Below are 12,958 nucleotides of genomic sequence, written 5' to 3' on the forward strand. Positions count from 1 at the left end.
TTTTAACAAAAATGCTCATTTTTTGCTTTAAATATTATTATATTTATATAAAACATAACGTTTTTGCATGTTCTTTGTTATAGTGTAGACGAAAGCCTACAAAAAACTCATAACTCACATTATAAAACAAAATAAAGAAAAAAAATAGTCTTAAATATGACCTTTATCTTTTAAACTAACAAATTTATGGTCACCAATAATAATATGATCGAGAATTTCAATCCCAATAATTTTTCCGCACTCTACAAGTCTTTTCGTGACTTCAATATCCTCTCGGCTTGGCGTGGGGTCGCCTGAAGGGTGATTATGAAGACATATGATAGAAGCAGCAGCGCGGCGAAAAGCTTCCTTGAACACCTCGCGCGGATGTACAATCGAGGCATTCAAACTTCCAATAAATACCGTTTGCCGATGCATCACTTGATTTTTCGTATTTAAATATAAACATGTGAAGTTCACATAAATACGAAAATCAAAACAAAAGAGCACAGCGTGTTAATAAGGTGCTGGTAACACTTTATTAACCGTCCGCCTAACTACACTAGGCAAACACTTGCTGTACTCTCACGTGTTATTTTACAGTACGTGAGAGGTTCTAGCAACAGTTTGCTTAAATTTGGCATTCTGTTGCTTTTTTGTTTCCATAAAGGAGACAAATATGACAAATATAATGAAGAAACGTATTGATGTTGTCGCAAGTACAGAGTCCTTCCACAATCTTTCTACATTTATAGAATTAGAAGAACTAAACAAAACTATTCGTACATACAGAGATATTATCCGTATGTCTGTTAAACGTGCAGATGTACAATCTAGACTTATTACATTACTTGAAATTTTAAAACGCCACAGCTGTAAATATGTAGGCGTTAGTTTCCTATGCAAAAATACGATTGCGGACAAGCTAGAAGTATCTTATAAAACTGTACAACGTTTAATGAAGAAACTTGTTGACCTGGGCATAATCAAGCAGATCGAAATGAAACGTAAATCTGATATGCTACAAACTGCTAATGCTATTATCATTCAACCTATTGTGGAAGAAGTGTCCGACAAGGTACTTGCTAAAAAGTCCGAGAAGTGTCCGACCAATAAAACAATTTCTACTTCCTTAAAACAAAATATAAAAGATATAAACAAACGTAATAGTAATGATAATAGCAATACTACTGAAGATAATATCCAACAAGCTGATTTCGTGTCTCATTGGGTTCCAGATCGTTTTGTTTCTTTAGTTCGCTCTTTTTATACAGATTCAAAAACAATACAAGAACTGTGGAAGGTTGTAAGACAGTGCAACAAAGTCATTAACTATACAACAGGTGATAAAGCATTTAGTAAAAACCAGGAGATTGAAATTGGTATACGTGCAATCAAAGAGTTTGTGATGAAAGTGAAAGCTGGAGTAAAGATGAAGAATGGTAACTTCGCTTATTTCAACGGTATTGTAAATAACTTAATGGACAAGTATTTCTGGGATCGTGACTTTATGGGGGCATAATAAAACACCTAGCAGCATTAATCCCTAGGTGTTTCGACTTTTAAAATATCCATAAATTGAATTTTATGCACTTCTTTGAGTGTGCTTACTACAATTCTACCTAACTGCGGTTCAAGTTTGCTTATTTTCCCTTTTATAATTTCGGGTTCTCTATTCTTTCTATACACGGTGAATACTAATTCTGTATAATCCTGTTTTGCAAACTGAATCAATTCAGCTGCTGCTTGTTGGTCGGATTCATCCATATACGGTCTTAATTCCTTTGAACTGCTCTTTTTCGTTTTTGTTGGTTTTGGAATTGCTGTTGACATGTGATATCACCTCATTATGTACTTTTAAGCATATTGATAGTTCGTTCTTACTTTATCAACTGATAGTATATTAGCTAATTTCAGCGTTCTTACTTGTTGCTTTTGCATGCAATACACCAATACACGATCTTCATATATTTTTCTAACAATCACTGTTCTTTGAGAGAAATCTCCTGAACCTTTTAAGTAAATTAATTCGATAGGTATTTTTTGATGGAACGAATATTTAAGTAGATGATTCATGCGACAACCCCCCATAAGAACATTTGTTTGTATACATTATAGCACATACGTTCTGTTTGTAAAGTTTCTCCATTAAATATTAATACCCCTCTATAAATTTGATATACTTGTATTGGTAATTTTATACACAAGACAGAGAGGGGGCATAAGTAAATTGGTGAAAGTACGGGTTAATCCAGATAAACTGGAAGAAGCTGCAGATTCTATATCACGACAAAGAGAATCTATTGAAAGAATCATTCAAGAACTTTTGCAGGTCACCTTCGAACTACAAATGTCCTGGGAAGGGATAGCACGACAACGCTTTTTCGATGAGTTTTTCTCAAAAAAGAAGAGTATGGACGATTTAGTCAAACTTTTACAACACCTGGAACTCGAATTAAAGAAAACTGCAAAAACATTCCGTGAAGTTGATGAGAAAGCGGCTGGAGATTTTAATCAGATGGGCAAGCTGTGGGACGCCTTTCAGCGAGGGGGCGGAAGGGCAGCAGGAGACACTATTTTTGACCCACTTAAAAAAGCATGGAACCAAACATCAGACTTTTTCGGACACTTAGTTGATGATCCAATGGACGCACTGGCAGATGCAAAATATGGGCTTACGGACTTTGTGGAGGGTTATGTTGATGACAAGAAAAAGGAAGCTAAAGATACATATGAATTTATCGGCGACCTATGGAATGACCCTATTGGAACATTGAAAAGTGAGTGGGACGAGGAAGTCCAAGAGATGTACGCTATACGAAATGTTTTATCAGATTGGTATGTAAAAAACATAGAATATGGGGATGCAGAAAGCTTCACAGAAGCGACAGCATACGGATTGACTTCTTTTGCAATTGCTGCACTTGTCACAAAAGGTGCTGGCGCTGTAGGGAATGGCGCGAGATGGGGAAAAAGTTTGTCGTCTATGTCCGAGATTCAGTTAGGTAGTCGTTTAGAGCCGGCTTTTGCAGGTGGTGGAGAAAGTGTATTGAAATCTAATTTTGGTGATGTTTATCAAGAAGCTAAGAATAAATTAGCGCCTTATCAATATGCAAAAAGTAGTAAAGATGGTGACATTTTTGTCGGGAAATTATATGGTGAGGACGTACACTTGAAGGATGTTGATGTTAATAAAATTACTTATACCAAGCGATCTAAAGAAGAAGCAGCAGAACTTAGAAAGACTTTCAAAAATACTGTAAGAAAACAATTTCTCTATAGTTTAGCAACTGACCCTGAGAAAATTCTCGAACTTAAAAAAGCAGGTATACCAGATTTTGAGATAGAAAATATGAAAAAAGGAAAAAATCCAACGGGATGGCAGGTACATCATAACCTCCCATTAGATGATGGAGGAACAAACGACTTTGAAAATTTAACTTTGATTCAAAATCATCCATATCATAAGGCTATTACTAACACACAAAACACACTAACAAAAGAATTAACTCATGGAGATAGTATGGATATGGATTGGCCAGTACCAAAATATAATATCTATCCAAAAGGGGAATAAATTTCGAAAGAAGGTTTTTATATGTGGAAAGATACGCTTTTAGAAATTAAAAAATTAGAAGAGGAATTTAATTTTAAACTAAATACACCTGCAACAGATATTGAAATTAAAAAACTACGAGAACACGTGAAAGAGAATTTTAATGTTGACCTACCAGGTGAATATGAAGAATTCCTAAAAACTGTGAATGGATTGGAATTTAATGGACTAGTAGTTTATGGGGCTGATCCTTCTTTACTAGAAATAGAAAGAAATGAACAAATTTATGGGCTTATAGACACGAATAAAATTTGGTATGAAAATGAGTGGCAAAAGATATATCTATTTCTTGGTGATTCAGATATAGCGTGGTATTGTAAAAATTTATCTAACGGTACATATGTGGAACTTGATAAGCCGTCTGGTACAGTAATGGAAACATACGATGATTTCAATACGATGATTGATGCAGCATTAAAAGATCATCTTATTTAGTACGGTGCATTAAATTGAACACAATGATGAAAGAAGAACTTATTGAACTTGTAACTAAAATTTGTAATTTTGAAGGAACACAAGATGAAATAAGTGAATATATCGACATACTTAAGGAAAATGTTCCGCACCCTACGCCTGGCGATATAATCTTTTGGAATTTTAAACAATTATCCCCTGAAGAAATAGTTGACGAAGCACTAAATTACAAAGAAGAAGAAAAATAAAATATTAAAGGACAAGCTACTCTTGAAAAAGGAATGGCTTTTTGTCCTTTTTTTATTCTACAGCAAAAAAACTGAATATTCTATCTTTTATTGAAAAACAATTAATCCACCCTGTTTATTTATCCAAATTATGTTAATATTTAATTAACAATTATGTGGATGAGGAGGATATTATGAATGTATCAGTGAAGGGGAATGAACAGATTACAAGTTTGCTAAATGATTGGTATGTAGAAATTCGTTCACGAAATCTTTCTAATGCTCATCTTTTAAAAATAGAAATTGATAAGAAACTTGATGATGTGAAAGAGGATCGGAATTTATTATTATATTATTCTTTGTTAGATTTTAGATACCAATATGTAATTGATAACATGGGTGTATCTGCAAATAGCTTTGATGAAATTGAATCTTTTGACATTCCAAAAGATAACCTTCTAACTTATTACTACCATTTCTTCAAAGCCATTCACGCTAGTACAATTGGCAATTACACAATTGCGAAAGATAATTATGATAAAGCAGAGAGGATCCTTAAATTAATTAAAGATGATGTTGAACATGCTGAATTTTATTATAAGCTCGGAGCATTTCATTATGATATTTATGAATCACTTAAAGCAATAAATTATGTAAATAGAGCTAAAAATATATTCTCAAAACATAATGATTCTGATAGAAATATTGGATTTTGCGAAAATCTCTCAGGAATGTGTTGTATTAATTTAAAAGAGTATGAACTAGCAGAAGAGCACCTTGTTAAAGCAATGGACATATTTCAAAAACTTGGTGAAGATAAATATACTATTATGGTGAGGCATAATCTTGGCATGATGTATTCTGAACAAAATATGTCCGAATTAGCTATTAGACATTTATCTCAGGTTCATAAACACAAGCCGAATCATTATAAAGCAATGCTTATTGAAGGAAAAGAAAGACTTAAACTCGAGGACAACGAAACAGCAATTACTTTATTTAATAAAGGTTTAAGTATATGCAATAATCTTGGTATCAAAGAATACCAACATCGATTTGGAATTTTAAAAGCCATTAGCGAAAATATATCTATCGATAAATTAGAAGATATAATAATAGCCGGAGTTGAATATTTTAATAGGGAAAAATTGTATAATTATATTTACGAATTTTTAGAAGTATTAGCTCATAAGTATTACAATAGTGGTAATCATGTGAAAGCAAGCAAATATTTTTATATTAGTTCACAAGCGCGAAAACAAGCTTTTGAGGAGGAATTATTAAAATGAAAAGAACATTAGCTTCAATAGGCATGATAACTATTCTATTTTTATCTATTGGTAATTTACATCAAGAAAGTACTAGTATAAATAGCTATGATATTATTAATAAGCTGGCAGATGGAGATCATGGTGGTTGATATCGTTAAAATAGAATGAAACTAAGGAAAATCAATCTATTTATAGAAGCTAATTATTCTTGTTCTTTATGGGGTCAACCTAAAACCTAACAACGATTAAAACCCATTCAAACTAAAAAGCAGAATGGGTTTTAAATTTTTTAAAACTTACTTAGGAATCAGAAAACTTTAAAACAGCATAAGATGAATTTTCTGGTAAAACTATAGGAGCATTAACTTTAGGATCGCTATGTTGTGTAACTAATGGTTCTCCATTTGACGTCCTCCCTGAAATAAATGTACTATGCCACATTACTCCAGTATTAATATTTTTGTATTGAACTACATCTCCAGGTTTTCCACCTTTCCAAACGGAATTAGGACTATAAGTATCATAATATGGTATCCTTTGTGTCCAATATTTATAAAAATCTGAAACTCTAATCCAACTTGTAGTTACTTTTCTAAATCTAGGACCATTAGGATGTGTTACCCAAATACCATTATACCAATATGATGTAGTTTGCCATGTATTAGCAGTATTTGCATCTACATGATAAGGTCTATTTATAGATTTACCTCCTGCTTCTACTATTTGTGAAACAAAATTTGTACAGTCTCCCCCATTTCCTCCATAATATCCATATTTATCATTCTCAGTAACGTAAGCATTTCTAATAGCATAACTAATAGCCGTATTAACACTATACCCACCTTCATGTGGTATTACATATTGAGGAAGAATATTTTTTTTTGTAATTTCGTTTTTATTCTCCAACTCTTTATTTTCATCCTTAATTTGTTTTATTGTTTTATTTTCCACATGATTCATATTAAATTCTTTTACAGAATCTGTAGAAGAAGGTGCAAGAGATTGTTCTTTTTGTTCAGATGATTCTAAAACGTATCCTTCACTTTCACTTATATAGCTTGCTGCATACATAAGTATAAATTTGTAATGAGGTTCATTTTTTAATTGTTTGTCATTTTCGTACATTAATTGTTCAAATAAATATTTTCTGAATTCCTCTGTTCCAGGTTTTAAAGATAGATTATTCCGTTTAAAATAATCTAATAGCATAGTTTCAGCTTGTCCTATTGTAAATGCATCATATGTAGTATCTTCTTTTTCCTGTTTCTTTTTTTGAATTAGTTGTGTCTCTGATTTTGTAGTTAATTCTTGAGCATGTATTGCTTCAAAAGGGCTAATAGCAAGTGCACAAATAACCCCAATGCCTAAAATAAACTTCCTTTTTTTCATAAAAATCCCCCTTTTGGTTTTTTTTACCTACAGTTGAATCTTAATACAAAATGGTTTATTTTGTAAATATAAATATTCTTATTTTTTCGAAGAATATAATTTATAATTAATAAGATAGGGGAGTAAAGATGAAACTTATCAAAAAAAAATATATTTATCTAGTATTAGTAGTATTATTTTTAAGTAGCCTAATATTTCTGTTTTTTAAAACTAAAGAATCTAAAATTAAAGATTTTCCAGTTCCAATGTCTGCTATATATATTAAAGAGGATAAACCTGGATTATATCAGTACTATAGTATTTTTCCAATAAAAAAAGCAGAGGGATGGAAATCGCTTGGTGAAAATGGGCATACCTTAGAATTTATAAAAGGAAATAGAAAGGTAATAATTTTCCATTTCCCAGAAGACAATAATTATTACTTATATGAAGAAAAATAAATATAATTTCTACGATATGAGTTAGTACCTATAACTTTTCCATCACTGTTCATAAATAACCGAATTAAGTACTACATCTTTGATAGAATCTCTGATTTTTTCTTTTACTTTTTAAACATATTAGCCTACAGCAATGTTTCTTTTGAAACCACTAGAGAAAAATGCACTTTACAATCCCATTTTTTAGTTTTTTATGTTTGGTAAAATGAAATTAGAATGAGAATTTACATGTTCTGTAAAGAAAAATGATAAACTCTTACAAAGTAACTATACTGAAGGCATATTCGGTATAGTTACTTCCCTCAAAACACCTAAAATTGGCAAGTGGATTAAAAAAGAGGTAATCGTTGCCGTATCTCACAAAAATACGGATTTCTTGATTATCTAATCCAATTTACATATTCCTCATCAAAATACATCCAACCTTCAACGCCTTCACCAATTACGTAAATCCAATTTTCGTAACGATAATGCACTTCATAAGCAGAACGTTTTGTAATTTTATTTATAACAGGGTCGCCAGTTGATGCGCCTTTTCTAAGGTTTATATCAGTACCATTAACCCACACGACACCTTTACTTTTTCCGTCCTTATTGATTTTACAAACATCATCTCTCATCCAATTATCAAGATTTACTTTGTACCAAAAATGAGAGCCATCGTATGACCACTCATAATACGTATGACCTTGTCCTTTTGTAGCTTGACGCATAATAGGTGCATTTACATTAGGCTCTTTTCTAATATTAGCTACATCAGCAGTCGTTGTAAGATACCCTAAAACTCCTTCTTGTGGAGGAGCAAGTTGAGAATCATTTCCTATAAACCATTCTAGTGACTTATCGCCAATAAGTTTATTTACATCACAGTTGCCGATACCTCCTACATAACCGCCTGTTGCATTATCAGCATACTGCCAAATATCGCAAGGATATGCAGGTTTTTTACCATAGCGAGGAATCCAAAGGAAATCAGCATTTACATTTTGCAATCCATAGGAACTATACATATGATGAGATACATAGAAGCCTACTTTCCATCCTGCAGCTTTACAAGTATCAATGAATGCCTGTGATGCTTTTGCTAGATTAGCAGAACCACAACTTGCTAAAGTATCGTCTTCCACATCTAGTACTAAAAATTTAGCGTTAGGGTTAACACGAGCCATGAAATCCCTTGCTTCCACAATTGCATCGTTTACAGATATATAGCATCCGTATGCATATGCTGCATGTGGAATACCTCGTTCTTCTAAATTCGCCACATGTTGTTTATATAGCTTGTCTACTTTATTTGAACCATATTGCACACGGCAAATTGCTAAATCAAGATTTTGAGCAGCTACGTTCCAATTAATACTATCGTTATATTTTGAAATATCTACAATGTGTCCCATTATTTATTCTCTCCTTCTTCATGATCTGTCCAAATTCCTAAAGCAATTCCTAGCATATATACGGCTTGCTGAACTTTTTCTAAGTTACCTTCAAACCCCGTAATACCAAATGCAGATAGAACCAATCCAACACATGAAAAAAGCGCCACCCATGTGCGCCAATTACGAAATCGTTTTTTGATATTTTCTTTTGACATATTACATTCCACCTTTCATTAGTAACCCCAGTAATCCAGCTACAATTGCACCAATGATAATCCGGAGAATCCAGGTAGTATTGGCACTAATTTTATCCAGCTGTTTGTTAATGTTAATAATGTCCTTTTCGTTACCTAAAGTTCGATTTTCTAAATGCCGGATATCTTCTCTCATATCCTTTTGCTCTGCTTTAATTTGTTGGATCTCTTGCTTTAAATTGTTGATTTCCTCCATTTTGACCACCTCTTTTTTTGAAAAATAAAAAAGCCTGCATCTGCACGCCTATTGTTCTAACCAATCAATAATGACGGTTCCATCTTTTTTTAGTTCCTCATAAAAATTTAATCCTGTCATCTCTTCAAATTCATCAATTGTGATTAATTTCTTTTGAACGGCACGTAATAATTTGTTAACAGATACGCCACAAAACCAAAACATATACCAGGTGTGAAAATCTTTGCTATGTTCCATCCTGATCGCTCCTATAATCCTAGAATTATGTCAGATAATTGATCTGCTAAAAACTCTACTTTATCCTGTAATTTTTTTAGTTCGGTAACATGTTGAACTGGTGGTTTATTGAATTCTTCAATTTCCTCTGGCGTTGCCACTTCAATCCATTCGCCGTTTCTAAACACTGGCTTCAAGTTCGGAACGAATAAAGGTAATTCTGTTGAGTTTTTAGGGATATCGTAAAATTCTTCACCGGTTGTCTCATCATATTGAGGAAAAATGATTTCATCAACAATATACGCTCCTGTTTTTTCATCATATAAGTGTACTACTTTCATAATTTAAGTCCTCTCTTATAAATGATATGAAATGCAAAAAGCTGCAGATTGTGGTGTATTCCATAACCAATCTGTCGTTAGTCTTCCATCGGTTCTTGCTGTTAACTCTCCGATGTATTTTTTTCCATCTCCACTTAAATAAGTTAATGGAAATGTTAAATCCCTAGACGGTCTAATGTTTGCCGGTAACGTAGTAATAGACGTATTATCCTTTATCCCTGCAACACCACCATCAATATACACAACATTGTTATGGAGTTTATAGCGTGGTGTTTTTCCTCCATCAACAGTTACACTATTAATAAGCGTGAGATTTACCCAATCTGTATCGTTGTTTGGCTTTTTTATATAAATATCATCATGATTGTGATCAGAACGAGATGCCGTTGTAGCTGACCCATTTCCACCAAAATCTGAAGATGTTAAATGCCGCTCCCAACTTGTCCAAACTCCGCCAGCTTTTTTACGAACATACAATGATTTATTATTACTGTTATTCAAAGAATAAGCCACTTGCATACAGGCATAATTATTATCAGCATGAGCGAACACTTGAATGTACCAATATGCATCGTTTGTTGGAGTGTTAATTAACCCAGTCCCCCTGTAAAAACCATTTTTAATTATATCGTTTAGGTCTGTACCAGAAGCTAAATTAATGGAATAACCATCATCAGTAGTTACTTGGTACTTTTGCTTCCATGAATCAGTAATAAACTTTTGTGTAGCAACTTCTAAACCACTAAGAAACATCTTTCCATCTGGTGAAAATTTAAATCCGTGATTCCAGTCCCAATCTATTCCATCAGCTGACAAAGAAGGAGCAAGAATAAATTCATCTGTATTAGGATGATGTAATGTCCATGACTTTTTAGCTGCTTTTTTAGATATAACAGGAAGATCAGATGTACTTATAAGAGCACCTGTCATTGTATCTCCAGTTTTCTTCACAACATCCATAGTTGATATTTGCTTGTTCAGATCATTTATTTTAGTCTGCATTGCTGCAGCTTGACTATTTAGCCCACTAAGCATTTTATTTCCGTCTGCGATAAGTTTTTCCAAATCTGAAATATACTGCGCAGATTGAATATTCCCATCAAGTGCATTCGGTAATGAAACGATAATAAAATCCTGTGTCGTAGCACGGATTACTTTATCTTTTTCGATTGCGAAAAACGCTCGTTTTGATCGCCCTGGTATATTAAATGTTTCCTTTGGAAATGTATATTCAAAATGACCAGCTGTTGCATCAATTATATTAACTCCCGTTGAATCTCGTATAACGGTGTTATCTGGCTTCGTACATTCATAAAAAACACCAAGGTTTGTTAGTGGATAAGGATTACCACCATCCACAATATAGACATCAACGATGTTACTGGCCACGTCTCCGGCACGACCAGTTACGATGTAATTTAATTGTGCATTTTCACTCTTATTCACATCCAATATTAATTTTATTTTCATATTTTCTCACATCCTTCCAAATCATCGGCTTTAATATCTGTAAAAACTTTCTTGATCTGTTCGTTGTCGTATTCATCTTGCAAAACAAGTCTGTCACTCTCGAAACCTCTTCTTTTTGCTTTCAATTCCCATGCAAAACTTGCATTCGGTTCACTCGAATTCACAACAAAGTATTCTTCTTCTCTTGCTGATACCCACACATGAGAGCTACAATACGATGTCAAAAACACTTGGTATTCAATTGATGTGTTTACAGTGTCGGAAAATAGCTCTTCGATTGGAATAATAACTTGTCCATCTTCATCTGTTTTAGATGAGCCGATGTCACCAAGATAAGATTCAGCCGTTTCATACGCTGGTGTCGCTCTCACTCCATCTCTTGTTACATGAATTGCATTTTTAGAACCAGTTACATTCAATCGTCCAACGTTTCTTAATTCCCAACCGTTCATGTCAAAGTTTGCCCACATAGCTGCTTCGCTTCCGTTTACTTGGAAATAGGTACTAACTTTTCCACTACCGTCAGTTTTACCTAAACGAACACTCTCTTTAGAAGTAACCATTACACTATTGTCAACCACTTGATACATACCACAATCTTCAGATTTCTCCGCCGTTCCTACCGCGACGCCAAGATTCGCGCGAAAATTATTAAATACAACAAAAAGTTTTCCTATCGTTGCCGCTACGGCGCTAAGGTTTCCGTTTCCATCTTGGTTAGCTAACATATTCCCATAAGTAGAAACCATTGTATTGAGCCAACCCCAATTACCCCAACTCATTTCTTGTATATAGTTCGTATTCCCGGAAGAATTTGCATTGAAAACGATCTTATTTCCGTTCATTTGTATCGGTTGAAATGCGAAAATTCCTTTACGTCCATAATAAGCATTATCAGCCATTTCTAAATATGGATAATAATCTGTAGGTCCGCCGTTTTCCGGTCTAAAACTTAACGAAATGAATCTACCAGGTTCGCTATTAATAACGGTACCGCGAATATTAGGATTATCACCTTTATAAGCATGACCGATTTTACTTATCAATTTTTCATCGTTATCGAAAATAGAAAGGACGCCGTTTGATCCTAATACCATTGATTTTTTACCGTTTAACCGTGCATGTAATCCGTCAGACATTAATTTCACATTATCTCCGTAGTCATTAAAGCCGGCTTGTACTAGTGACGCGCTTAATTTACCAGTTGTAATGAAATCAGCAACAATAGATCCGTCCATTGTCATTGCAAGTCCATACTGCCCATTAATGCCTGTAGAACTATACCCTAAACCGTTTATATTCCACTGCCACACCTTTTTAGCTGTCATCTCGTCTTTTGTATCCATAATCAAGATTCTTTCCGGATAAACACGAACATGACCACCAAAACCGCTATTAATTAAATTAGTAGCTGTATCTTTTGCCTTATCCAAGAATGATTCTTCCATGCCAGAAATACTTTCGTGTATTTGATCTACTTTTCCGGCTATGTCTGTGAATAACTCTTTGTAATTACCGAGCGTTAAATCAATGTATTCTTCCATGATGGGATCATATTTGTACGAATTAACTTTTGCTTGAATATCAATGTTATCTTCTGCATGTCTAACTGTGACAATATCACCCATATATACACGTTGTAAGACTGCAAAGTCTTTATACTCTTCTGTCTGTGATAATTCTTGAAAAGTAACTTTATAAGTGGCTTTTGGTTGATCCACCTTTTGTTTGTCATACATATCTTTAGATAACTGCCTTAACATTTC

Annotated in this window: 17 protein-coding genes and 1 pseudogene; 7 read left to right on the forward strand and 11 right to left on the reverse strand. The window is 33.6% G+C overall.

Annotated elements, in window-relative coordinates; all coding sequences use genetic code 11:
* Positions 1-150: 150 nt before the first annotated feature.
* A pseudogene (gene radC / locus ACIGHG_RS11070) lies at positions 151-456 on the reverse strand (RadC family protein); the annotation flags it as partial.
* A 214-nt stretch (positions 457-670) separates the two neighbouring features.
* Between radC and ACIGHG_RS11075 the strand changes: the two are divergent.
* Positions 671-1,501: a Fic family protein gene (locus tag ACIGHG_RS11075; RefSeq protein WP_396548464.1), complete on the forward strand. Its 831-nt coding sequence runs from the start codon at positions 671-673 to the stop codon at positions 1,499-1,501.
* 17 nt (positions 1,502-1,518) lie between these two features.
* Here ACIGHG_RS11075 and ACIGHG_RS11080 read toward each other — a convergent pair whose 3' ends face one another.
* Positions 1,519-1,812 (reverse strand): YolD-like family protein, encoded by a 294-nt coding sequence (locus tag ACIGHG_RS11080; protein ID WP_396548426.1) that lies wholly within the window; start codon positions 1,810-1,812, stop codon positions 1,519-1,521.
* A 24-nt stretch (positions 1,813-1,836) separates the two neighbouring features.
* Positions 1,837-2,055 carry a hypothetical protein gene (locus tag ACIGHG_RS11085; RefSeq protein WP_396548428.1) on the reverse strand — a complete coding sequence of 73 codons (219 nt, stop codon included), beginning with the start codon at positions 2,053-2,055 and terminating at the stop codon, positions 1,837-1,839.
* A 157-nt stretch (positions 2,056-2,212) separates the two neighbouring features.
* Between ACIGHG_RS11085 and ACIGHG_RS11090 the strand changes: the two genes are divergently transcribed.
* The 5 genes from ACIGHG_RS11090 (at position 2,213) to ACIGHG_RS11110 (ending at position 5,656) form a co-directional block, all read left to right on the forward strand.
* Positions 2,213-3,556: a WXG100 family type VII secretion target gene (locus ACIGHG_RS11090; RefSeq protein WP_396548466.1), complete on the forward strand. Its 1,344-nt coding sequence runs from the start codon at positions 2,213-2,215 to the stop codon at positions 3,554-3,556.
* Positions 3,557-3,577: 21 nt separating this feature from the next.
* The gene (locus ACIGHG_RS11095; protein ID WP_396548430.1) at positions 3,578-4,030 is read left to right on the forward strand and encodes a YrhA family protein; all 453 of its coding nucleotides are present in this window, start codon (positions 3,578-3,580) and stop codon (positions 4,028-4,030) included.
* Positions 4,031-4,053: 23 nt separating this feature from the next.
* Positions 4,054-4,257 carry a hypothetical protein gene (locus tag ACIGHG_RS11100; RefSeq protein ID WP_396548432.1) on the forward strand — a complete coding sequence of 68 codons (204 nt, stop codon included), beginning with the start codon at positions 4,054-4,056 and terminating at the stop codon, positions 4,255-4,257.
* A 173-nt stretch (positions 4,258-4,430) separates the two neighbouring features.
* Positions 4,431-5,525, forward strand: a complete 1,095-nt coding sequence (locus tag ACIGHG_RS11105) for a response regulator aspartate phosphatase (protein ID WP_396548434.1) — start codon at positions 4,431-4,433, stop codon at positions 5,523-5,525.
* Entirely contained in the window at positions 5,522-5,656 is a 135-nt protein-coding gene (locus ACIGHG_RS11110; protein ID WP_396548436.1) for a hypothetical protein, read from the forward strand. Before ACIGHG_RS11105 ends, ACIGHG_RS11110 begins: the two co-directional genes overlap by 4 nt.
* Before the next feature lie 151 nt (positions 5,657-5,807).
* Here ACIGHG_RS11110 and ACIGHG_RS11115 read toward each other — a convergent pair whose 3' ends face one another.
* Positions 5,808-6,896: an amidase domain-containing protein gene (locus ACIGHG_RS11115; RefSeq protein ID WP_396548438.1), complete on the reverse strand. Its 1,089-nt coding sequence runs from the start codon at positions 6,894-6,896 to the stop codon at positions 5,808-5,810.
* A gap of 128 nt (positions 6,897-7,024) precedes the next feature.
* On the opposite strand from ACIGHG_RS11115, the gene ACIGHG_RS11120 reads away from it, so the two are divergent.
* A complete protein-coding gene (locus tag ACIGHG_RS11120; RefSeq protein WP_396548440.1) occupies positions 7,025-7,336 on the forward strand; it encodes a hypothetical protein in 312 nt (103 codons plus the stop codon).
* Between the two features lie 380 nt (positions 7,337-7,716).
* On the opposite strand, the gene ACIGHG_RS11125 is transcribed toward ACIGHG_RS11120, so the two are convergent.
* The 7 genes from ACIGHG_RS11125 to ACIGHG_RS11155 form a co-directional block, all read right to left on the reverse strand.
* On the reverse strand, positions 7,717-8,733 hold the full coding sequence (locus tag ACIGHG_RS11125; protein WP_396548442.1) for a GH25 family lysozyme: 1,017 nt from the start codon (positions 8,731-8,733) through the stop codon (positions 7,717-7,719).
* A complete protein-coding gene (locus tag ACIGHG_RS11130; RefSeq protein ID WP_396548444.1) occupies positions 8,733-8,930 on the reverse strand; it encodes a hypothetical protein in 198 nt (65 codons plus the stop codon). Before ACIGHG_RS11130 ends, ACIGHG_RS11125 begins: the two co-directional genes overlap by 1 nt.
* A gap of 1 nt (position 8,931) precedes the next feature.
* Positions 8,932-9,165, reverse strand: a complete 234-nt coding sequence (locus ACIGHG_RS11135) for a hemolysin XhlA family protein (protein WP_396548446.1) — start codon at positions 9,163-9,165, stop codon at positions 8,932-8,934.
* 48 nt (positions 9,166-9,213) lie between these two features.
* Positions 9,214-9,402, reverse strand: a complete 189-nt coding sequence (locus ACIGHG_RS11140; RefSeq protein WP_396548448.1) for a hypothetical protein — start codon at positions 9,400-9,402, stop codon at positions 9,214-9,216.
* Between the two features lie 11 nt (positions 9,403-9,413).
* Positions 9,414-9,722 carry a hypothetical protein gene (locus tag ACIGHG_RS11145; protein WP_396548450.1) on the reverse strand — a complete coding sequence of 103 codons (309 nt, stop codon included), beginning with the start codon at positions 9,720-9,722 and terminating at the stop codon, positions 9,414-9,416.
* A 15-nt stretch (positions 9,723-9,737) separates the two neighbouring features.
* Positions 9,738-11,192 (reverse strand): BppU family phage baseplate upper protein, encoded by a 1,455-nt coding sequence (locus tag ACIGHG_RS11150; protein WP_396548452.1) that lies wholly within the window; start codon positions 11,190-11,192, stop codon positions 9,738-9,740.
* A partial coding sequence (locus tag ACIGHG_RS11155; RefSeq protein WP_396548453.1) for a phage tail spike protein occupies positions 11,189-12,958 on the reverse strand: 1,770 nt, incomplete at its 5' end. The genes ACIGHG_RS11150 and ACIGHG_RS11155, both read right to left, overlap by 4 nt.

The sequence above is a fragment of the Bacillus sp. NPDC077411 genome (assembly GCF_044543425.1).
GTDB lineage: Bacteria > Bacillota > Bacilli > Bacillales > Bacillaceae_G > Bacillus_A > Bacillus_A bruguierae.